We start from the raw sequence: 17098 nt of genomic DNA on the forward strand, positions 1-17098 counted from the left end.
TCCGGACGGTGTCCTTGTAGTGCTGGTTGCTCTTGGCCTCGGCGGCGGCCCGCTTCGGGTCGAGGCCGGCGTTCTCGTAGACCTCCTTGCGGATCATGCTCTTCATCACGAAGTACACGACCGCGGCGGTGTTGAGCCGCTCGATCTGGAGGCGGGCCCAGCTGGCGCCCTGGATGCGCCGTCCGACCTCCTCGCGGGCGAAGCGGATGTGGCGGGCCTCTTCGAGGACGTGGATCTTGCTCACCGTGCGGGTGACGGGCTGCACGCGCTCGTCCTTCATGAAGTCGCGCTGCATCATGTCGAGGATCTCCTCGGCGGCCATCACGCTGGCATACGCGTTGGCGCCCCGGAAGAAGCCGCCCCAGATACGTCCGAGCTTGTGGATCACCGGGTGGGGGCCGTAGCTCGGCATGTTCAGGCGTTCGCCCGCGCGGGCGAACATCACCGAGTGGCGGCACTCGTCCGCGACCTCGGTGAGGGCGAACTGGACGTGCCGCGAGTGCTTGTCGCGGCCGTACACGTCGCGCAGGAGCATCTGCATGAGGAGGATCTCGAACCACAGTCCGACGCTGGAGACGCTGGCGGCCTCGTGCTTGGTGAGTTCGATCCTCTGCTCGTCGGTCATCTCGTCCCAGAGGGCCGTGCCGTAGAGCGTGCTCCACTCGGGGGTGAGACCGAACTTGTCCTCGGGGATCGGTGCTTCCCAGTCGACCTCGACCATCGGGTCGTAGGACTTGCGTGCCGACGACGCCAGCAAGCGCTGGGCGGTCTCTTCGCGGTCGGAGACGACGATCGATGCGGTCATCACTACCCCTTGATCTGTGACTGGTTGATCTGCGATTTGGGCGATCAACTAACTGTGACATTCAGTTACTGATACTGAACGATACAGCGACGACGGTCACAAGGGCAATGTCCGCTCAGTCGATCTCGGCCAGTTCCTGCGGCGATTCGGCCCTCGGTGCGGACCCCTTCCGCCCGGGCGCCCACACCGCGAGCAGCAGTGATGCGCCGAACAGCACGCAAGCCAGCACGATGGACGCCTCGTCGAAACCCTTCAGGAACGAATCCCGCGCGAACGTGGCCAATTGCTCACCCTGCGGGCCGGCGACGTCGGCGACCTGCAGTGCCGCCGCCAGCGAACTCGACACCGGCTCCTTCGCGGCCTCCGGGACGGCGTCGACCGCGGGCTGCACATGTCTGCCGTAACCCGCGGCCAGGACGCTGCCCGCGAGCGCGACCCCGATGGCCGAGCCGATCTCGCGCGCCGTGTCGTTGACGGCCGACGCGACACCCTGCTTCTCGTCGGGAGTGTTCTGCACGATGGCCGACGTCGCGGGCGCCGTGCACAGTCCGATGCCGAACGCGGCCACGATGAGCGGGGCGCAGACCTCCGCGTAGCTCGAATGCGCGTCGAGCCGCACCAGCAGCAGAATGCCCAGACCGAGCAGCGCGGAGCCGGATGCGAGCAGCGGCCGCAGCCCGACGTGCGGGACGAGCATCGGCATGACCGCGGACATCGCCACCACCGGCACGGCGAGGGGGGCGAGCGCGAGCGCCGACTGCAGAGGGGAATAGTTCAGCACCAGTTGCAGGTACTGGACGAGCAGGAAGAACAGGCCGAGTGAGGCGAGAAACTGCAGCAGGAGCGACATCGCCCCCGAGCCGAACGCACGGTTGGCGAACAGCCGGACGTCGAGCAGGGGATGTTTCCTGCGGAGTTCCACGAGGGCGAACGCGGCCGCAGCGGCGAGTCCGCCGACGAGCAGTCCGAGCACGACGGGATCCAGCCAGCCGCGCTGCGGCGCCTCGATGGTTCCCAGGACGAACAGGCCGACCGCGGCGGCGATCAGTCCGGTGCCGGGAAGGTCCAGCGGTGGTCGCTCCGTTTCCCGGGACGACGAGATGGTGAAGCCCGTGACGAAGATCAGCGCGGACACCACGGTGAGGCCGATGAAGATGGCGTGCCACGACCATTTCTCGAGCAGGAATCCGGAGACCAGCAGGCCGGCGATCGCTCCGGAACCGGCGACGCCCGACCAGATGCCCACGGCCCGGCCGCGGTGTGCCGGTGGAAAACCCGCCGTGAGCAGCGACAGTGTGGCCGGCATGACGAGGGCGGCGCCGACGCCCGCCATCGCCCGCGAGCCGATGATCCACTCGGGTGCGTCGTTGACGAGGGGGATGGAGGTGGAGGCACCGAAGATCAGCAGTCCGATCATGAGCAGCCCACGCCTGCCGTACCGGTCGCCGAGCGCGCCCGCCGGAAGCAGCAGGGCGGCCAGCGTCAGGGTGTAGCCGTCGACGATCCACGTCAGCTGACTCTGCGTCGCGCCGGTGTCGCGGGCGAGGTCGGGGAGTGCGGTGTTGAGGGCCGCCATCGCCGCGACGACGAGGGCGACGGCGCAGCACGACACCGTGAGCATCCAGATCTGCCGCGGGGTCCAGCCGGCGACGTTGCTCTGTTCGGTGTCCTGGGGTGGTGCCGAGTCCCGAGAGCGCACGATGAATCCCTCCGCGGAAGAAACGAGACTGTCAGTATCGTTGGTAGACTGGCAGTTCACAAGAGGTCGGGCAGTGGCAGGAACGGGCGGTGCAGATGACCGAGCAGGATCCCCGCAGGCAGCGCTCGCGTGCGCGTCTGCTCGACGCCGCGACAACTCTCCTCGCGAAAGGCGGCACGGACGCCGTCACCATCGACGCCGTCACCACACTGGCGAAGGTGGCTCGTGCCACGCTCTACCGGCATTTCGACAACGGCACCGAACTGGTGGCCGCGGCGTTCGGGCGGCTGATACCGCCGGCCCCGACGGTGCCCGCCGAAGGCGACCTCCGGGACCGCCTGGTCGAATTGATGGTCAGTCAGGCGAAACTCATCGAGAGTGCCCCCATGAACGTGACGGCGATGTGCTGGCTGGGCATGGGCCCCGCGCTGGACGACTACTCGAGCGCGGACGCCGCCCAGGCGGACAAACCGGAACTGCGGACGCTCCGGCAGACGATCGTCGCGCAGTACCGGGCGGCATTCGACCAGGTCTTCGGCACACCCGAGGCGGCGGAACGCCTCGGAAAGTTCGACTACGACCTCGCCCTCGCCCAGCTCCTCGGACCGCTCGTCTTCACCCGCCTCGCCACCCTCACCCCACTCGGACGCGCCGCGTGTGAGCAGATCGTCGACGACTTCCTCGCAGCCCGCGCCGCCCAGGTCGAAGCCGGTGCCCGACCGCCGGCGCTGCGCGAGATACCGCCTGCTCAGGCATTATGACGTCGACAGCGCAGGCTGCCGTCATTACCGTGGCAGTGCGCGCGGCACCCGACGCCGCGCCTGTCTGATGAATGGTGTGGGAAGGTTTTTCGATGATCACTGATGCACTCAACTGGCTCCTCGGTGCGTGGGGCGGCGTCGCCGCCGGCAGCAGCGGATACTCCATTCCGCCCGGAACCCTTCCCTTCGGAAGCTGAGGCTCGTCAGGCGTCCCGGTTACGGCGCAGCACGAACTGCTCGAGCCTGCGTATCCCTCGAACGCGTCGTGGGCGTAACTGTTTGAGGTAGTAATCGGGAGCGCCGTCGAGTTCGTGGGCGAGTTCCTCGTCGATCAGCACCGTGCCGGGACGCGCCGAACCGGTGAGTCTCGCCGCGGTGTTGACGACGGAACCGTAGAGGTCGCCGAACCGGACGAGAACCGGACCCATCGCGAGACCGACCCGCAGTTCGGGGTCCGTCTCGTCCGGCAGGACCCGCTCCTGGAGTTGCAAGGCGATCTCCGCCGCATCCGCCGGCGATTCGACGGCGAACATCACCTCGTCGCCGACCGTCTTCACCACCCACCCCTGATGCCCGCCGATCACCGTCGTCGAGGCCGACTCGAACCGTTCCAGCAGGTCCGCCAGATCCCGGGCACCGAGCTGACGCGTCAGCGACGTGTACCCGACGATGTCCGCGAACCCGACCACCAGGTTCCGGCTCGCGACCTCCTCGCCGGGATTGCCCACGTTGCGGCCCGTGGTCGAGGCGACGTGCCTACGCCACACGTACGCCTGCAGCGACTCGACCGCCGGAAGGATCTCGGCGGTGAGACCCCGCACCTGCTCCCGGATCGCCTGCTCGTCGCTGCCCGCCGAGCCCGCGAGCTGATCGACGATGTGCGTGCTGATCAGCGACACCTGCCATTCGGCGAGTCGCGACAGCGACTGGCCCAGAGCGCGGGCCGCCGCCACTTCGCGTTCCGGCGAGATGATCCCGCGGTCGACGAGCGACGCGATGGTCCGCAGCGCGGCGGCGTCCCCCTCGGTGAACATGACGCTGTCCGGGTCGATGTCGACCGCGAATCCCATCGATACCCACAGGCGGTCCGCCCGATCGAGGGACACCCCCGCGATGTCGGCGATCTCGGCCCGCGTGTACCGGCGGGGCCCGCCCAGCAGCGACTCCTCGAGATCGGCCTGGACGTCGCGGAGCAGGGTCGGTGAGATCTCCGTCGGCGCTGACGTCTCGTCGCCGTTCTCCGGTGCTTCCGAGGTCACGTCGTTCCTCTCGTTACGTTCGATGCGGAGCCGTCGGTGGTGTGTGCAAGAGTTGCGGTGCTCACGAGCGTAACCAGGAGACAGACCAGAAAGGACAGCGCATGCCGCCCCGTAGACGTTCCGGCGCCGCCGCACCGGATCACCTGACCGCGGAGAATCTCGAGACCCTCGCTGCCGCGATCGCGGAAGGCAAGCGGGCCACCGTGTATCTGCGCGAGGCGATGCCCAGCCTCGGGCTCGAGGCCGGAGCCTCGGCGAAAGTCATCTCCGTGCAAGGCAATACGGTCTTGATCCGCCCCAAGGGTGTCGACGACGAGCTCCCCTTCGAAGCCGAGGAGCTTCTGATGAGACGCATTCCGGCGCCCAAGCCGGCGCCCGCCGCCAAGTCTGCCCCCGCCGCGCCGGTCGTGCACCAGGAGATCGAACCGGGTCCGCCGCCCGCCCCCAAGACGCCCGCGGCGAAGACCGTCGCGGTGCCGCAGCCGGCCGCCGCCGCGGTCCCGAAACCCGCCGCGGCACCGGCCAAACGCACCGCCAAGAAGGTGCCGGCCGGAGTCAGCGTCACCATCCACGCGGGCGCCGACAACGACTGGAGCGTCACCGTCGCGCACGGAGCCAAGCGTCCCGGCAAAGCCGTCCCCGTGTCACCGGACGCCGTCGAGCGTGCCGTCCGGGAACTCGGCGAGGAGACGGCGATCGAGGCCGTCGAGTCGATCATCGTGGCGGCCCGCAACCTCGCCGCCGCCCGGGTCGACGAGTTGAGCCGGCAACTCGAGGACGCCCGGAAAGCGCTGGAGGCCCTCGGCGCGGGCGACTAGTACCGGAGCGGGCAACGGCCGCGGTCTCTACATCGGCATTTCCGCACGCAGGGCCTGTGCGGGTGGGATTCTTATGGAGAGACACGCGGCCGTCGGGGCTCATCCGGGAAGGTTCGAAAAATGTTGAAACGATTCGCGGCGGTTGTTGCGGCGACAGCGGGAATTCTGGGATTCGTTGCGGCAGGGACCGCGACAGCAGCTCCGGCCGCCGTCATGGGGGGCGGTTCGGGGATCGTGGTGAACGACGAACTGGTCTGTTCACTCACCACCATCGGGCACGACAATGCGGGCAGGCTCGTCGGCCTGACGGCGGGCCACTGCGGCGAGGTCGGCTCGTACGTGGTGCCCGAGGCCAGTCAGGACAGCGGCATCATCGGGACGTTCGTCATCTCCAACCCCGCGCTCGACTACGCGGTGATCCAGTTCGATCCGGCGAAGGTCGTCCCGGTCAACCGGGTCGGCGGCGTCACCATCACCCGGATCGGCGCCCCGGCAGCGTTCCCGCAGGTGGCGTGCAAGGAAGGTCGAACCACGGGCAACACGTGCGGCATCGTCTACGGCGACCTCATGCAGACGGGGGAGACGTGGACCCAGGCCTGCGTGATCGAAGGTGACTCGGGCGCACCGATGGTCGTCGGCACCACCCTCGTCGCCATGGTCAACGCCTATCTCGCGGCCCCGTGCATCGGCCCGGAGATCGGCACCAACCTCAACTCGATCGTCGCCGACATGAACGCGAACGCCGGTCCCGGCGCCGGGTTCCGGCCCATTTAGGCGCCTCCGGCGCCCGTGAGTGCTTAACGAGTCTCTGGACTCGTCAACCACTCACGGGCGCGGAGCGCCTATCCGCAGACGGCGCCGCCCGAGGCGGAACCGACGAGCTTCGTGTACTTGGCCAGGACCCCGCGGGTGTAGCGCGGGGGCAGCGGCTCCCACCCGTTCTTGCGGCCGGCGAGTTCCCCCTCGTCGACGAGCAGTTCCAGCGTGCCCTTTCCGACGTCCAGGCGGATCTGGTCGCCGTCACGCACGAACGCGATCGGACCGCCGTCGACGGCCTCCGGTGCCACGTGCCCGACGCACAGGCCGGTGGTGCCGCCGGAGAATCGGCCGTCGGTGAGCAGCAGGACGTCCTTGCCGAGGCCTGCGCCCTTGATGGCGCCGGTGATCGCGAGCATCTCGCGCATGCCGGGACCGCCCTTGGGACCCTCGTAGCGGATGACGACGACGTCGCCGCCCGTGATGGTGCCGTCCTCGAGGGCGTCCATCGCGGCCCGCTCCCGTTCGAAGACGCGTGCCGTGCCGGTGAAGACGTCGGAGTCGAACCCGGCCGATTTCACCACCGCGCCGCCGGGGGCGAGGGAACCCTTGAGGATCGTGATGCCGCCGGTCGGGTGGATGGGCGAACTCATCGCCCGCAGCACCTTGCCGTCCGGGTCGGGCGGCGCGACGTCGGCCAGGTTCTCGGCCATCGTCCGGCCGGTGACGGTCAGGCAGTCGCCGTGCAGCATCCCGGCGTCGAGGAGGGCCTTCATGATGACGGGGACGCCGCCGATGTGGTCGACGTCCTTCATCACGTGCTTGCCGAACGGTTTGACGTCCGCGAGGTGCGGGACCCGGGCGCCGACGCGGGAGAAGTCGTCGAGGGTCAACTCCACTCCGGCTTCGCTGGCGATGGCCAGCAGGTGCAGGACGGCGTTGGTGGAGCCGCCGAACGCCATGACCACGGCGATGGCGTTCTCGAACGCCTCCTTGGTGAGAATGTCCCTGGCGGTGATGCCGCGGCGGAGCAGTTCGACGACGGCCTCGCCGCTGCGCCTCGCGAACCCGTCGCGACGACGGTCGGTGGCCGGCGGGGACGCGCTGCCCGGCAGCGACATGCCGAGCGCCTCGGCGGCGCTGGCCATCGTGTTCGCCGTGTACATGCCGCCGCACGCACCCTCGCCGGGGCAGATGGCGCGCTCGATGGCGTCGACGTCCTCGCGGCTCATCAGTCCGCGCGAACACGCGCCGACCGCCTCGAACGCGTCGATGATGGTGACGTCGAGTTCGGTGCCGTCGGACAGTTTGGCGACGCCCGGCAGGATCGACCCCGCGTAGAGGAACACGCTCGACAGGTCGAGGCGGGCCGCGGCCATCAGCATGCCGGGTAGCGACTTGTCGCAACCGGCGAGCAGCACGGACCCGTCGAGGCGTTCGGCCTGCATCACCGTTTCCACGCTGTCGGCGATCACCTCACGGGACACGAGGGAGAAGTGCATGCCCTCGTGTCCCATCGAGATGCCGTCGGAGACGGAGATGGTGCCGAACTCGAGGGGATACCCGCCCGCGGCGTGGACGCCGTCCTTGACGGCCTTCGCGAGCCGGTCGAGCGACAGGTTGCAGGGGGTGATCTCGTTCCACGACGACGCCACGCCGATCTGGGATTTTCCCCAGTCGTCGTCGCCCATGCCCACCGCACGGAGCATGCCGCGTGCTGCGGTCTTCTCCAGTCCGTCGGTGACGTCGCGGCTGCGGGGTTTCGGATCCGGAGTACTCATGCATCCCAGCGTAGGCGGGACCCTCGGGCGCGGTTGGTTAAATGCGTTGCCGGGGATCGCGACCGGTCAGGGCGATCAGGCGATCCTGCAGCGGCGCGTCGCCGGGTACGTCGACGGGGTCGGCGAACAGACCGCTCTCGGAGAGCATCTCGCGCTGGCTGTCGAGGTCCGACCAGACCCCGGCGACGAGTTGCGGGTCGAGTGTGTCGTCGGATCCGGTGGCCTTGGCGAGGTCCCAGGCGTGGATGGTGACGTCGGCGGTCTGCTGCCGCAGGTACGGCTCGAGCGGCACCGTGCCGTAGGACAGGTGCACGTGCGTCTGCGGGTCGGTCGACGACCACGCGCGGATGGCCGCGTCCGAATACCGCTGCCATTCCGCCCGCATGTCGCCGTGCAGGGGTTCGATGTCCGGGGTCGCCTCGCCGACCGTCTTCCCGGCGAGCAGCGGGGGAACCCACTGCTGTTCCTCGATGACGTGCCGCACCAGGTGGGTGACGTCCCATTCGCGGTCCGGTGTCGGCGCCGACCAGTCGGTGATCGCGGCGACCCGCGCACCGAACTCGCGGTGGGCGATGCGGGCGAGTTCGAACCAGTCGAATGCCATGCCTTCAGGGTAGAGGCAGCCGGGTCACGATCAGCGCGATTCCAAACGATGCACCTGTCGGGGTGCTCGGGAAGGATGGGGCGCATGACCAACATCCCCACCGTGCAGTTGTCCGAAGGCCTCACCGTCAGTGCGCAGGGCTACGGCGCCATGTCCGTCGCTCCCGTGTACGGGCCCGTCGATCCCGCGGAGGCGCTCGCGACCCTCCACCACGCCATCGACATCGGCGTGACGTTCATCGACACGGCCAACGTGTACGGCGACGGCGCGAGCGAGATCGCGGTGGGCACGGTGCTGAAGGAACGCCGCGACGAGGTGCAGCTGGCCACCAAGTTCGGTCTCGTCGGCAACATCGCGAACGGCAGGCGCAGCATCAACGGCAAGCCCGAGTACGTGGGGCAGGCCCTCGACGAATCGCTGAGCCGGCTCGGTGTCGACACCGTCGACCTGTACTACCTGCACCGCGTCGACCCCGAGGTGCCCATCGAGGACACCGTCGGCGCGATCGCGGAGCAGGTGAAGGCCGGGAAAGTCCGCCACATCGGACTGTCGGAGGCGACCGGCGACGAACTGCGCCGCGCGTCGCGGGTGCATCCCATCGCCGCGATCCAGAGCGAGTGGAGCATCTGGAGTCGCGACGTCGAGAAGCACGTGGTTCCCGCGGCGGCGGAACTGGGCATCGGCTTCGTGCCGTACTCGCCCGTGGGCCGGGGCTTCCTCACCGGAACGTACGACCCGGCCGTGCTGGGCGACAAGGACCTGCGTCGCCGGTTTCCGCGTTTCGGGGACGACGCGCTGCCGTCGAACCTGAAGGTGCTCGACGTCGTCCGCGAGGTGGCCGCCGAACTCGACGCGACGCCCGCCCAGGTGTCGCTGGCGTGGCTGGACGCGAAGGGCCGCGAGTTCGGGTTGCCGTCCGTGTCGATTCCCGGCACGCGATTCGCGGCTCGTGTGACGGAGAACGCAGGTGCGGTCGCGCTCACCCTGACCGAGGGACAGATCGCGCGTCTCGACCTGCTCGCGGACCTCACCGTCGGTGAGCGCACGGCCGATCCGACCTGGGTGTCGCTGGGCCGCGAGTGATGTCACCCAGCGGGTAATACCTGCTGGCGGGTAGTTTGATCTGCGATGAGCAGAGTGTGGTTGGTGTGGGGCGTCGGGGTTGTCGCATATATCGTCGCCGTCCTGCATCGAACCTCGTTCGGTGTGTCGGGCCTCGCGGCGTCGGATCGATTTTCGATCAGCCCGAGTGTGCTGTCGAGCTTCGTCGTACTTCAGATCGTGGTGTACGCGGGGATGCAGATCCCGGCGGGCGTGCTCCTCGACCGGTACGGGTCGCGGGTCATGATCGCTGCCGGCGCTCTCATCATGGCGTCAGCGCAGATGTTGCTCGCGCTCACCGACTCGCTGCCGCTGGCCGTCGCCGCGCGCGTCTTCGTCGGCGTCGGCGATGCGATGACGTTCATCTCCGTGCTGCGCCTGGTGCCGCAATGGTTCGCGCCGCGGCGGGTCCCGCTCGTGTCCCAGTTGACGGGCATCTTCGGTCAGATCGGCCAGATCCTGTCGGCGCTGCCGTTGATGCTGCTGCTGAACGGGCCGGGCTGGAGTTTCGCGTACGGCACGGCGGCGTCGCTCGGGTTGCTGTCCTTCGTGCTGGCCGTGTCCGTCATCCGCAACGCCCCGCCCGGTCTCGAGGTGGTGGCCGCGCCCGCCGGACTGCGGGAGGTGGGGACGCAGATCCGCGCGGTGTGGCGGCGGCACGGCACCCGGCTGGGCTTCTTCACCCACATGGGCACGCAGTTCTCGATGACGACGTTCGCGCTGCTGTGGGGTGTGCCGTACCTGAGGTCGGCGCAGGGGTTGTCGGCGGCCGAGGCCGGTTCGCTGCTCACCCTGTCGGTGATCTCGGCGATCGTGGCCGGGCCGATCATCGGCATCCTCAGCGGCCGGTTCCCGATGCGCCGCTCGTATTTGGTGCTGGCGATCATGATCAGCAACGCGGCGATGTGGACCGTCGTGCTGGCACTGCCGGGCCCGGCGCCGATCTGGTTGCTGGCACTTCTGGTGATGGTGATCTCGGTGGGCGGCCCCGGTTCGATGATCGGCTTCGACTACGCCCGCATGTTCAACCCCAGTACCAGCATGGGAACCGCGCAGGGAATGGTCAACATCGGCGGCTTCCTGGCCTCGTTGCTGGTCATCCAGGCGATGGGGCTCATCCTCGACGCGATGGGCGGGTACTCGTTCGACAGTTTCCGGGTGGCCTGGCTCGTGCAGTATCCCGTCTGGATCGTGGCGATCACCGGGGTTCTGGTGACGCGGGGGAAGACGCGGAAGCAGATGGGACTGGTGCTGCGGCCGATCCGGCAGGTGTGGCGGGAGCGGGGCGATCGCCCGAAGGGCTAGTTACACTCTTACATGATGTGTAACACTATAACGCATGAGCAATGAGCGTTCGGAAGATCACGCCGTCCTGACGGCACCCCCGATGCAGTGGGACGCCTGGGGCGCGCCCGAGAAGCACAAGGTTCTCTCGGACGGCATCAAGGGACTGCTGCAGCAGGCCCTCGGCGTCACCATCAGGGAACCCTCCGACCGGGCGGCCGACGACGCCGTCCTCGCTCCGAGCGCACTGTCCGACCAGCACGTCACCGCGCTCGCGGGCATCGTCGGAGAGCAGTTCGCCGGCACCGCACACACCGACCGGCTGCTGCGCTCCGGCGGCAAGAGCACGCTCGACCTGCTACGCCGACGAAGCACCGAACCCCAGAACGCGCCCGACGCCGTCGTCACACCCGGCACCGACGCCGAGGTCGCCGACGTGCTCCGGTACTGCGCCGCCAACGGCATCGCCGTGGTCCCGTTCGGCGGCGGAACCAGCGTCGTCGGCGGACTCGACCCGGTGCGCGACCGGTTCGACGCCGTCGTCTCGCTGGACCTGCGCCGGTTCGACTCGCTGATCGACCTCGACACCGACTCCGGCATCGCGACGTTGGGAGCGGGCGTGACCGGCCCGCGCGCCGAGGAACTGCTCGGCGAGCACGGCTTCTCGCTCGGGCACTTCCCGCAGAGTTTCATGTTCGCGACCATCGGCGGTTTCGCGGCCACCCGGTCGTCGGGGCAGGCGTCCGCGGGGTACGGCCGGTTCGAGGACATGGTGCAGGGACTGCGGGTGGTGACCCCCACCGGGACCCTCGACACGGGGCGTGCCCCGGCGTCCGCGGCCGGCCCCGACCTCGGCGAACTGTTCGTCGGGTCGGAGGGCACGCTCGGCGTCATCACGCGGGTGCGGGTCCGTGTGCACCCGGTCCCGGCCACCACCGTCCGGGAGGGCTGGCGTTTCCCCGACTTCGAGACCGGCGCGGCCGCGCTGCGCGCGCTGCGGCAGGAGGGCGCGGTCCCGACCGTGCTGCGACTGTCCGACGAGGCGGAGACGGCGGTGAACCTGGCGACCACCGACAAGATCGGCGAGGAAACCGTCACCGGCGGCTGCCTGGCGATCACCACGTTCGAGGGCACCGTCGAGCACACGGCGGAACGGACGGCGGAGGCCCGCGCGGTGCTGCAGGCGCACGGCGGCACGTCGCTGGGTGAGGAACCCGGAAACGGCTGGGAGCACGGTCGTTTCGACGCACCGTACCTGCGCGACTCGCTGCTCGACGCGGGAGCGCTGTGCGAGACGCTGGAAACCGCGACCACGTGGGGCAACCTCGCCGCCCTCCGCGCGGCGGTCACCACCGCGCTGACGGAATCGCTGTCGGCGCAGGGCACCCCGCCGCTCGTCCTCTGCCACATCTCGCACACGTACCCGACGGGCGCCTCGCTGTACTTCACCGTCGTGTCCGCGCAGGCGGACGACCCGATCGAGCAGTGGCGGAAGGCCAAGACCGCCGCCGGGGACGCGATCGTCGCCGCCGGCGGAACCATCACGCACCACCACGCGGTCGGCGTCGACCACCGCCCGTGGATGCGGGACGAGATCGGCGATCTGGGCGTCACGATTCTGCGGGCCGTCAAGGACGCCGTCGATCCCGCGGGAATCCTCAACCCCGGCAAGCTGATTCCGTGAGCACCCAGCAGGTGATCGAGAAGGTCACCGTCCTCGTCAACCCGCTCGCCGGGCACGGCCACGCACCGGTCGCCGGGCGCAAGGGGGTCGCGCGTCTGCGGGAACGCGGCGTCGCCGTCACCGAGATCATCGGGACGGACGCCGATCACGCGCGCGCCCTGGCCCGGCGGGCCATCGACGACGGCACCGACGCGCTCGTCGTCGTCGGGGGAGACGGCGCCATCAGCATCGGGTTGCAGGCGGCGGCGCAGTCCGGGACACCCGTCGGCCTGATTCCGGCCGGCACCGGCAACGACCATGCGCGCGAATTCGGCATCCCCGTCGGCGATCCCGTCGCGGCCGCCGACGTCATCGCCGACGGCGAGGTGCAGGAATCCGACCTCGCCAGGATCACCCTCGACGGCGGTGCGGTCGTGTGGGCGGGCACGATCGTCGCGAGCGGGTTCGACTCGCTCGTCACCGACCGCGCCAACCGGATGTCCTGGCCGAAGGGCCCGATGCGGTACAACCTGGCGATGCTCGCCGAACTGGCGCAACTCCGCCCGCTGCACTACCGCATCGAACTCGACGACCGGACCGTCGAGGTCGACGCGACACTGGTGGCCGTCGGCAACGGCCGCTCCTACGGCGGCGGGATGCAGATCTGCCCGAACGCGGACAAGACCGACGGACTACTCGACGTCACCGTCGTCGACCACGGTCGCCGGTCGAGGCTGGTCCGGTTGTTCCCCCGTGTGTACAAGGGCACCCACGTGGAGCTCCCCGACGTGCAGACCTACCGCTCGCGGACGGTGCGACTGCAGTGCGACGGCATCACGGCCTACGCGGACGGCGACCGCGTCGGCCCGCTGCCGGTCACCATCGAGGCGGTGCCTGCCGCGCTGCGGATCCTCAGCCACACCCCGGCCTGAGCGGTCACAGCCCGCGCAACCGGTCCATCTCGCGGCGTTCGCGTTTGGTGGGCCTGCCCGCGCCGCGGTCGCGCTGCGGGATCGACGCGAGGACCTCGCGCGGTGGGGGTGGTGGTGTGTTGTCGGTGTAGCACTCGACGGCCACCACCGCGCCGACTCGTTTGGTGATCGGCCGGATCACCTCGACGATCCGTTCGACACCGGCCGCGCGGATGCGGACCTCGTCGCCTGCCTTGACCGGCTGCGCCGGTTTCGCGGTGCTGCCGTTGACCCGCACATGCCCCGACCTGCACGCGGCCGCCGCCGCGGAACGCGTCTTGAACAGCCGGATCGCCCACGTCCAGCTGTCGACCCGGACGCTCGACGGGTCGGTACCGGAAATCGCCACCCGACCAGGATACGAAAACGTGCCCGCAGGCGCGTCATCCCTCCGGCGGGGTGGGTCCGGGCCGCGCGAGGGCCGGTTGCACCGCCGGACCGGTGACGTCGCAATGCGGTTTGCATGCGATCGACTCCGGGACCGGACCGAGCGCCGTGGGAGACGGCGCGGCGGGTGCCCGGATCAGGGCGGCGGCGATGGCCGCCCCGACGAGAAGCAGTGCGATGCAGACGAACATCGCGATGCGGAAGCCGTCCGAGAAGCCGGTGGGGTCGAGCATGCTCTCGGCGTCGATCCCGGCGATCCCGGGGAGCGCGGCCACCGCCAGCAGCTGGCTGGTGCGCGCGACCGCATTGTTCACCCCGGACGCGATACCCGACTGCTCCACCGGGACCGATCCGAGCACGGCCGCGGTGAGCGGCGCGACCATGGCGGACAGTCCGAGGCCGAACACGACGACGCCGGGAAGCACCACAGTCCAATAGCTCGCGTCCGGCCCGATCCGCGTCATCAACAGCAGTCCGACCGCTGCGAGGGCCGGCCCGACGGTCATCGGCAGTCGCGGGCCGTGGGTCTGGGCGTAGCTGCCGGCGCGGGAGGAGAACGCCAGCATCGCCAGCGTGATCGGGATGGTCGCCAGCCCGGCCTCGAGCGGCGAGTACCCGGCCACCAGCTGCAACTGCAGCACCAGCAGGAAGAAGACGCCGCCGAGCGCCGCGTACACGGCGAGCGTCACCAGGTTCGCCGCCACGAACATCCGCGACGCGAACAAGCTCGGCGGCACCAGCGCGTTCGGTGAACGCATTTCGACGACGACGAACGCGATCAGCACGACGGCGCCCACCACCCCGGCGATCAGGTTCATCTCGATCAGACCGTAGGTGAGCGCGCCGAGGCCGATCACCGCGCACGCCGAGCCGAGTACGTCGAGGTGATCGGGCGGGTGCGGATCACGGCTCTCCGGAACGTGCCGCATCGACGCCCACACGACGAGCGCGGCGAGCGGAAGATTGAGCAGGAACACCGACCGCCAGCCGGCCACCTCCACCAGCCAGCCGCCCAGCAGCGGGCCGATGGCCCCCGCCACCCCGCCGAGCCCCGACCACAGTCCGATCGCGGCGCCGCGGTCGTCCTCTTGGATCGACGCCGAGATCAGCGCGAGACTGCCGGGGGTCAGCATCGCGGCCCCGACACCCTGCAGAATCCGGGCGATCACGAGGAAGGTGATGTCGGGCGCGATGCCGCACAGCAAGGACGCCGCCGCGAACCACACCGTCCCCCAGACGAAGACGCGGCGCCTGCCCCAGCGGTCCCCGAGCGCCCCGCCCAGCAGGATCAGCGACGCCAGGGCCAGGGTGTAGCCGCTGAGGATCCACTGCAGTCCCGCGACACCCGATCCGAGGTCCTCGCCGATGTGCGGCAGGGCGATGTTCACCACCGTGCCGTCCAGCAGCGCAAGACTCGAGCCGAGCACGGTGGCGAGGACGACCCACCGCCCCCGGCGGGTGCTCAGGCGCAGAACGGTCTCGGTCACCTCCCCATGGTGCGCTCCGATCCGCGCGGTGCGGCGCTCGTTGCGAATTCCGGCGCCGGCTTCGGCATACTCGACGTCGTGTGTGCGACGCCGCTGGACTACGGCAACGATCCGAACAGGATCTTCTCCACACTTGCCCTGTGACGGCCGTCCGCGTGCGACACTGACCGGCACGAACCTCGACAGACGGAGTACTCATGGACATCAAGCGCAAGGTCGCAGTCGGGGCCGTCGCGGTGGCCGGCCTGTCTCTCGTCGGCGCGGGGACGGCCGCGGCGGACCCGGTTCCGGCACCCATGCCCGTCCCGGTCCCCCTGCCGGTGCCCATGCCTGCCGGTACGTACGTGGGAACGACCAACCTTCCCGGTGCCGACCTGATCTGGAAGGGCAAGACGTTCGGGCGCGGGTGGGTCATGGACAACTTCGGGGTGTTCTTCCCCTACGTCTTCGGCATGACCACCCCGGAACCGGGCGGCTCCCTCGTCACCGACTACAGCCCGTCCGGGCTGAATTTCCTCACCGACCGGATCACCCCGAGGCCGGACGGGACCTACGAGGGCACCGTCTACATCAACGGCAACCCCGTGGCCGGATACGCCCTGCACAAGTAGGGCGGTCGACGGCTACACCTTCGACGACGCGAGCGGTTCGGTGGGAACCGCGTTCGGCGCCGAGGGCACGGCGCGGCGGGTGGGGATCGCCAGGGTGATGGCCGCGGCGACGAGCGCGACACCGCACCCGATCAGCAGACCGGTCCGGAATCCGCCCTCGGTGGGCAGGCTGTGGCCCGCGACCTGCACGCTCATCTGCGCGAGAACCACGCCGACGACGGCCGCGGACACCGACGTGCCGACCGAACGCATCAGCGAGTTCACGCTGTTCGCGGACGCCGTCGCGGACTGCGGCACGGCGCTCATCACGAGCGCGGGCATCGCACCGTAGGCGAGACCGACGCCCGCGCCGCAGATGCAGGTCACCACCACCAGACCCCACGTCGACCCCATCAGGAACATCGACGATCCGTAGCCGAGGGCGATGACGAGGCTGCCGACGAGCAGCGTGACCTTCGGTCCGCGGGTCGACGACAGCTTGGCGCCGAACGGGGACACCGCCATCATCATCAGGCCCGACGGGGCCATCCACAGGCCCATCGCCAGCATCGACTGTCCCAGTCCGTATCCCGTCGACGCCGGCAACTGCAGGAGTTGCGGAACGATCAGCGACTGCGCGTACATCGCGAAGCCGACGACGACGGACGCGGCGTTGGTCAGCAGCACCTGGCGTCCCGCGATGACCCGCAGGTCGACGAGGGGCTGCGGGGTGCGGAGTTCCCACCAGCCCCACGCCGTCAGCACGATGACCGTGGCCGCGAACAGGCCGAGGGTGGTGCCGCTCGCCCAGCCCCAGTCGGCGCCCTTGGACACGGCCAGCAGCAGGCACACCAGTCCGACGCCGAGCCCGATCGCCCCGACGGGATCGAAGCGGCCCCGGGTGCCGTGCACCGGGGTGGCGGGCACGAAGAACCAGAGCAGCACGGCGATCACCGCGCTGAGCCCGGCGGCGCCCCAGAACAGCACCCGCCAGCTGGCGTTCTCGGCGACCGTCGCGGCGAGCGGCCGGCCTAGGGCCAAAGCCGTGTAGTTAAGGCGTGGGTTGTGTTGTCAAGGGTCGATGTCGGTGAAGACGTTGATGGCGATGGTGGCCTTGAGGCTTGGCCCTCGG

Annotated in this window: 16 protein-coding genes and 1 pseudogene; 9 read left to right on the top strand and 8 right to left on the bottom strand. The window is 69.5% G+C overall.

Annotated features, from left to right (window positions below; all coding sequences use genetic code 11):
- The coding region (locus tag ACFTZB_RS28905) for a diiron oxygenase (protein WP_378436537.1) at positions 1-805 on the bottom strand (805 nt) is incomplete at its 3' end.
- A gap of 115 nt (positions 806-920) precedes the next feature.
- Positions 921-2504, bottom strand: a complete 1584-nt coding sequence (locus ACFTZB_RS28910; RefSeq protein ID WP_378436539.1) for an MFS transporter — start codon at positions 2502-2504, stop codon at positions 921-923.
- 89 nt (positions 2505-2593) lie between these two features.
- Here ACFTZB_RS28910 and ACFTZB_RS28915 point away from each other — a divergent pair, with 89 nt between their 5' ends.
- On the top strand, positions 2594-3265 hold the full coding sequence (locus tag ACFTZB_RS28915) for a TetR/AcrR family transcriptional regulator (RefSeq protein ID WP_378436541.1): 672 nt from the start codon (positions 2594-2596) through the stop codon (positions 3263-3265).
- A 203-nt stretch (positions 3266-3468) separates the two neighbouring features.
- On the opposite strand, the gene ACFTZB_RS28920 is transcribed toward ACFTZB_RS28915, so the two are convergent.
- A complete protein-coding gene (locus tag ACFTZB_RS28920) occupies positions 3469-4524 on the bottom strand; it encodes an adenylate/guanylate cyclase domain-containing protein (protein WP_378436543.1) in 1056 nt (351 codons plus the stop codon).
- A 101-nt stretch (positions 4525-4625) separates the two neighbouring features.
- Here ACFTZB_RS28920 and ACFTZB_RS28925 point away from each other — a divergent pair, with 101 nt between their 5' ends.
- Entirely contained in the window at positions 4626-5342 is a 717-nt protein-coding gene (locus tag ACFTZB_RS28925) for a DUF6319 family protein (RefSeq protein WP_378436545.1), read from the top strand.
- A 120-nt stretch (positions 5343-5462) separates the two neighbouring features.
- Positions 5463-6116, top strand: a complete 654-nt coding sequence (locus tag ACFTZB_RS28930; RefSeq protein WP_072944659.1) for a S1 family peptidase — start codon at positions 5463-5465, stop codon at positions 6114-6116.
- 68 nt (positions 6117-6184) lie between these two features.
- On the opposite strand, the gene ilvD is transcribed toward ACFTZB_RS28930, so the two are convergent.
- Together ilvD and ACFTZB_RS28940 are read right to left on the bottom strand one after the other, a co-directional pair.
- Positions 6185-7879 (bottom strand): dihydroxy-acid dehydratase, encoded by a 1695-nt coding sequence (ilvD, locus tag ACFTZB_RS28935; RefSeq protein ID WP_378436547.1) that lies wholly within the window; start codon positions 7877-7879, stop codon positions 6185-6187.
- A 37-nt stretch (positions 7880-7916) separates the two neighbouring features.
- Entirely contained in the window at positions 7917-8483 is a 567-nt protein-coding gene (locus tag ACFTZB_RS28940) for a TIGR03086 family metal-binding protein (RefSeq protein WP_378436549.1), read from the bottom strand.
- Between the two features lie 84 nt (positions 8484-8567).
- Here ACFTZB_RS28940 and ACFTZB_RS28945 point away from each other — a divergent pair, with 84 nt between their 5' ends.
- The 4 genes from ACFTZB_RS28945 (at position 8568) to ACFTZB_RS28960 (ending at position 13463) form a co-directional block, all read left to right on the top strand.
- Positions 8568-9566, top strand: a complete 999-nt coding sequence (locus ACFTZB_RS28945) for an aldo/keto reductase (protein WP_095863426.1) — start codon at positions 8568-8570, stop codon at positions 9564-9566.
- A gap of 45 nt (positions 9567-9611) precedes the next feature.
- Complete coding sequence (locus ACFTZB_RS28950; protein WP_378436552.1) at positions 9612-10889, top strand: nitrate/nitrite transporter; 1278 nt, start codon at positions 9612-9614, stop codon at positions 10887-10889.
- 82 nt (positions 10890-10971) lie between these two features.
- On the top strand, positions 10972-12552 hold the full coding sequence (locus tag ACFTZB_RS28955) for an FAD-binding oxidoreductase (protein ID WP_378436563.1): 1581 nt from the start codon (positions 10972-10974) through the stop codon (positions 12550-12552).
- Positions 12549-13463 carry a diacylglycerol kinase gene (locus tag ACFTZB_RS28960; RefSeq protein WP_378436554.1) on the top strand — a complete coding sequence of 305 codons (915 nt, stop codon included), beginning with the start codon at positions 12549-12551 and terminating at the stop codon, positions 13461-13463. Before ACFTZB_RS28955 ends, ACFTZB_RS28960 begins: the two co-directional genes overlap by 4 nt.
- Before the next feature lie 4 nt (positions 13464-13467).
- Here ACFTZB_RS28960 and ACFTZB_RS28965 read toward each other — a convergent pair whose 3' ends face one another.
- Positions 13468-13851: an RNA-binding S4 domain-containing protein gene (locus ACFTZB_RS28965; RefSeq protein WP_015888907.1), complete on the bottom strand. Its 384-nt coding sequence runs from the start codon at positions 13849-13851 to the stop codon at positions 13468-13470.
- A 34-nt stretch (positions 13852-13885) separates the two neighbouring features.
- Positions 13886-15376, bottom strand: a complete 1491-nt coding sequence (locus ACFTZB_RS28970; RefSeq protein ID WP_378436557.1) for an MFS transporter — start codon at positions 15374-15376, stop codon at positions 13886-13888.
- 6 nt (positions 15377-15382) lie between these two features.
- Here ACFTZB_RS28970 and ACFTZB_RS28975 point away from each other — a divergent pair, with 6 nt between their 5' ends.
- Together ACFTZB_RS28975 and ACFTZB_RS28980 are read left to right on the top strand one after the other, a co-directional pair.
- The gene (locus tag ACFTZB_RS28975) at positions 15383-15520 is read left to right on the top strand and encodes a hypothetical protein (RefSeq protein ID WP_378436559.1); all 138 of its coding nucleotides are present in this window, start codon (positions 15383-15385) and stop codon (positions 15518-15520) included.
- A 53-nt stretch (positions 15521-15573) separates the two neighbouring features.
- The gene (locus tag ACFTZB_RS28980) at positions 15574-15987 is read left to right on the top strand and encodes a hypothetical protein (protein ID WP_378436561.1); all 414 of its coding nucleotides are present in this window, start codon (positions 15574-15576) and stop codon (positions 15985-15987) included.
- A 12-nt stretch (positions 15988-15999) separates the two neighbouring features.
- Here the strand turns inward: ACFTZB_RS28980 and ACFTZB_RS28985 are convergent.
- Positions 16000-17004, bottom strand: a pseudogene (locus ACFTZB_RS28985) (MFS transporter); the annotation flags it as partial.
- Positions 17005-17098 lie beyond the last annotated feature (94 nt).

It is taken from the genome of Rhodococcus sp. NPDC057014, from assembly GCF_042673295.1.
Taxonomy (GTDB): domain Bacteria; phylum Actinomycetota; class Actinomycetes; order Mycobacteriales; family Mycobacteriaceae; genus Rhodococcus_F.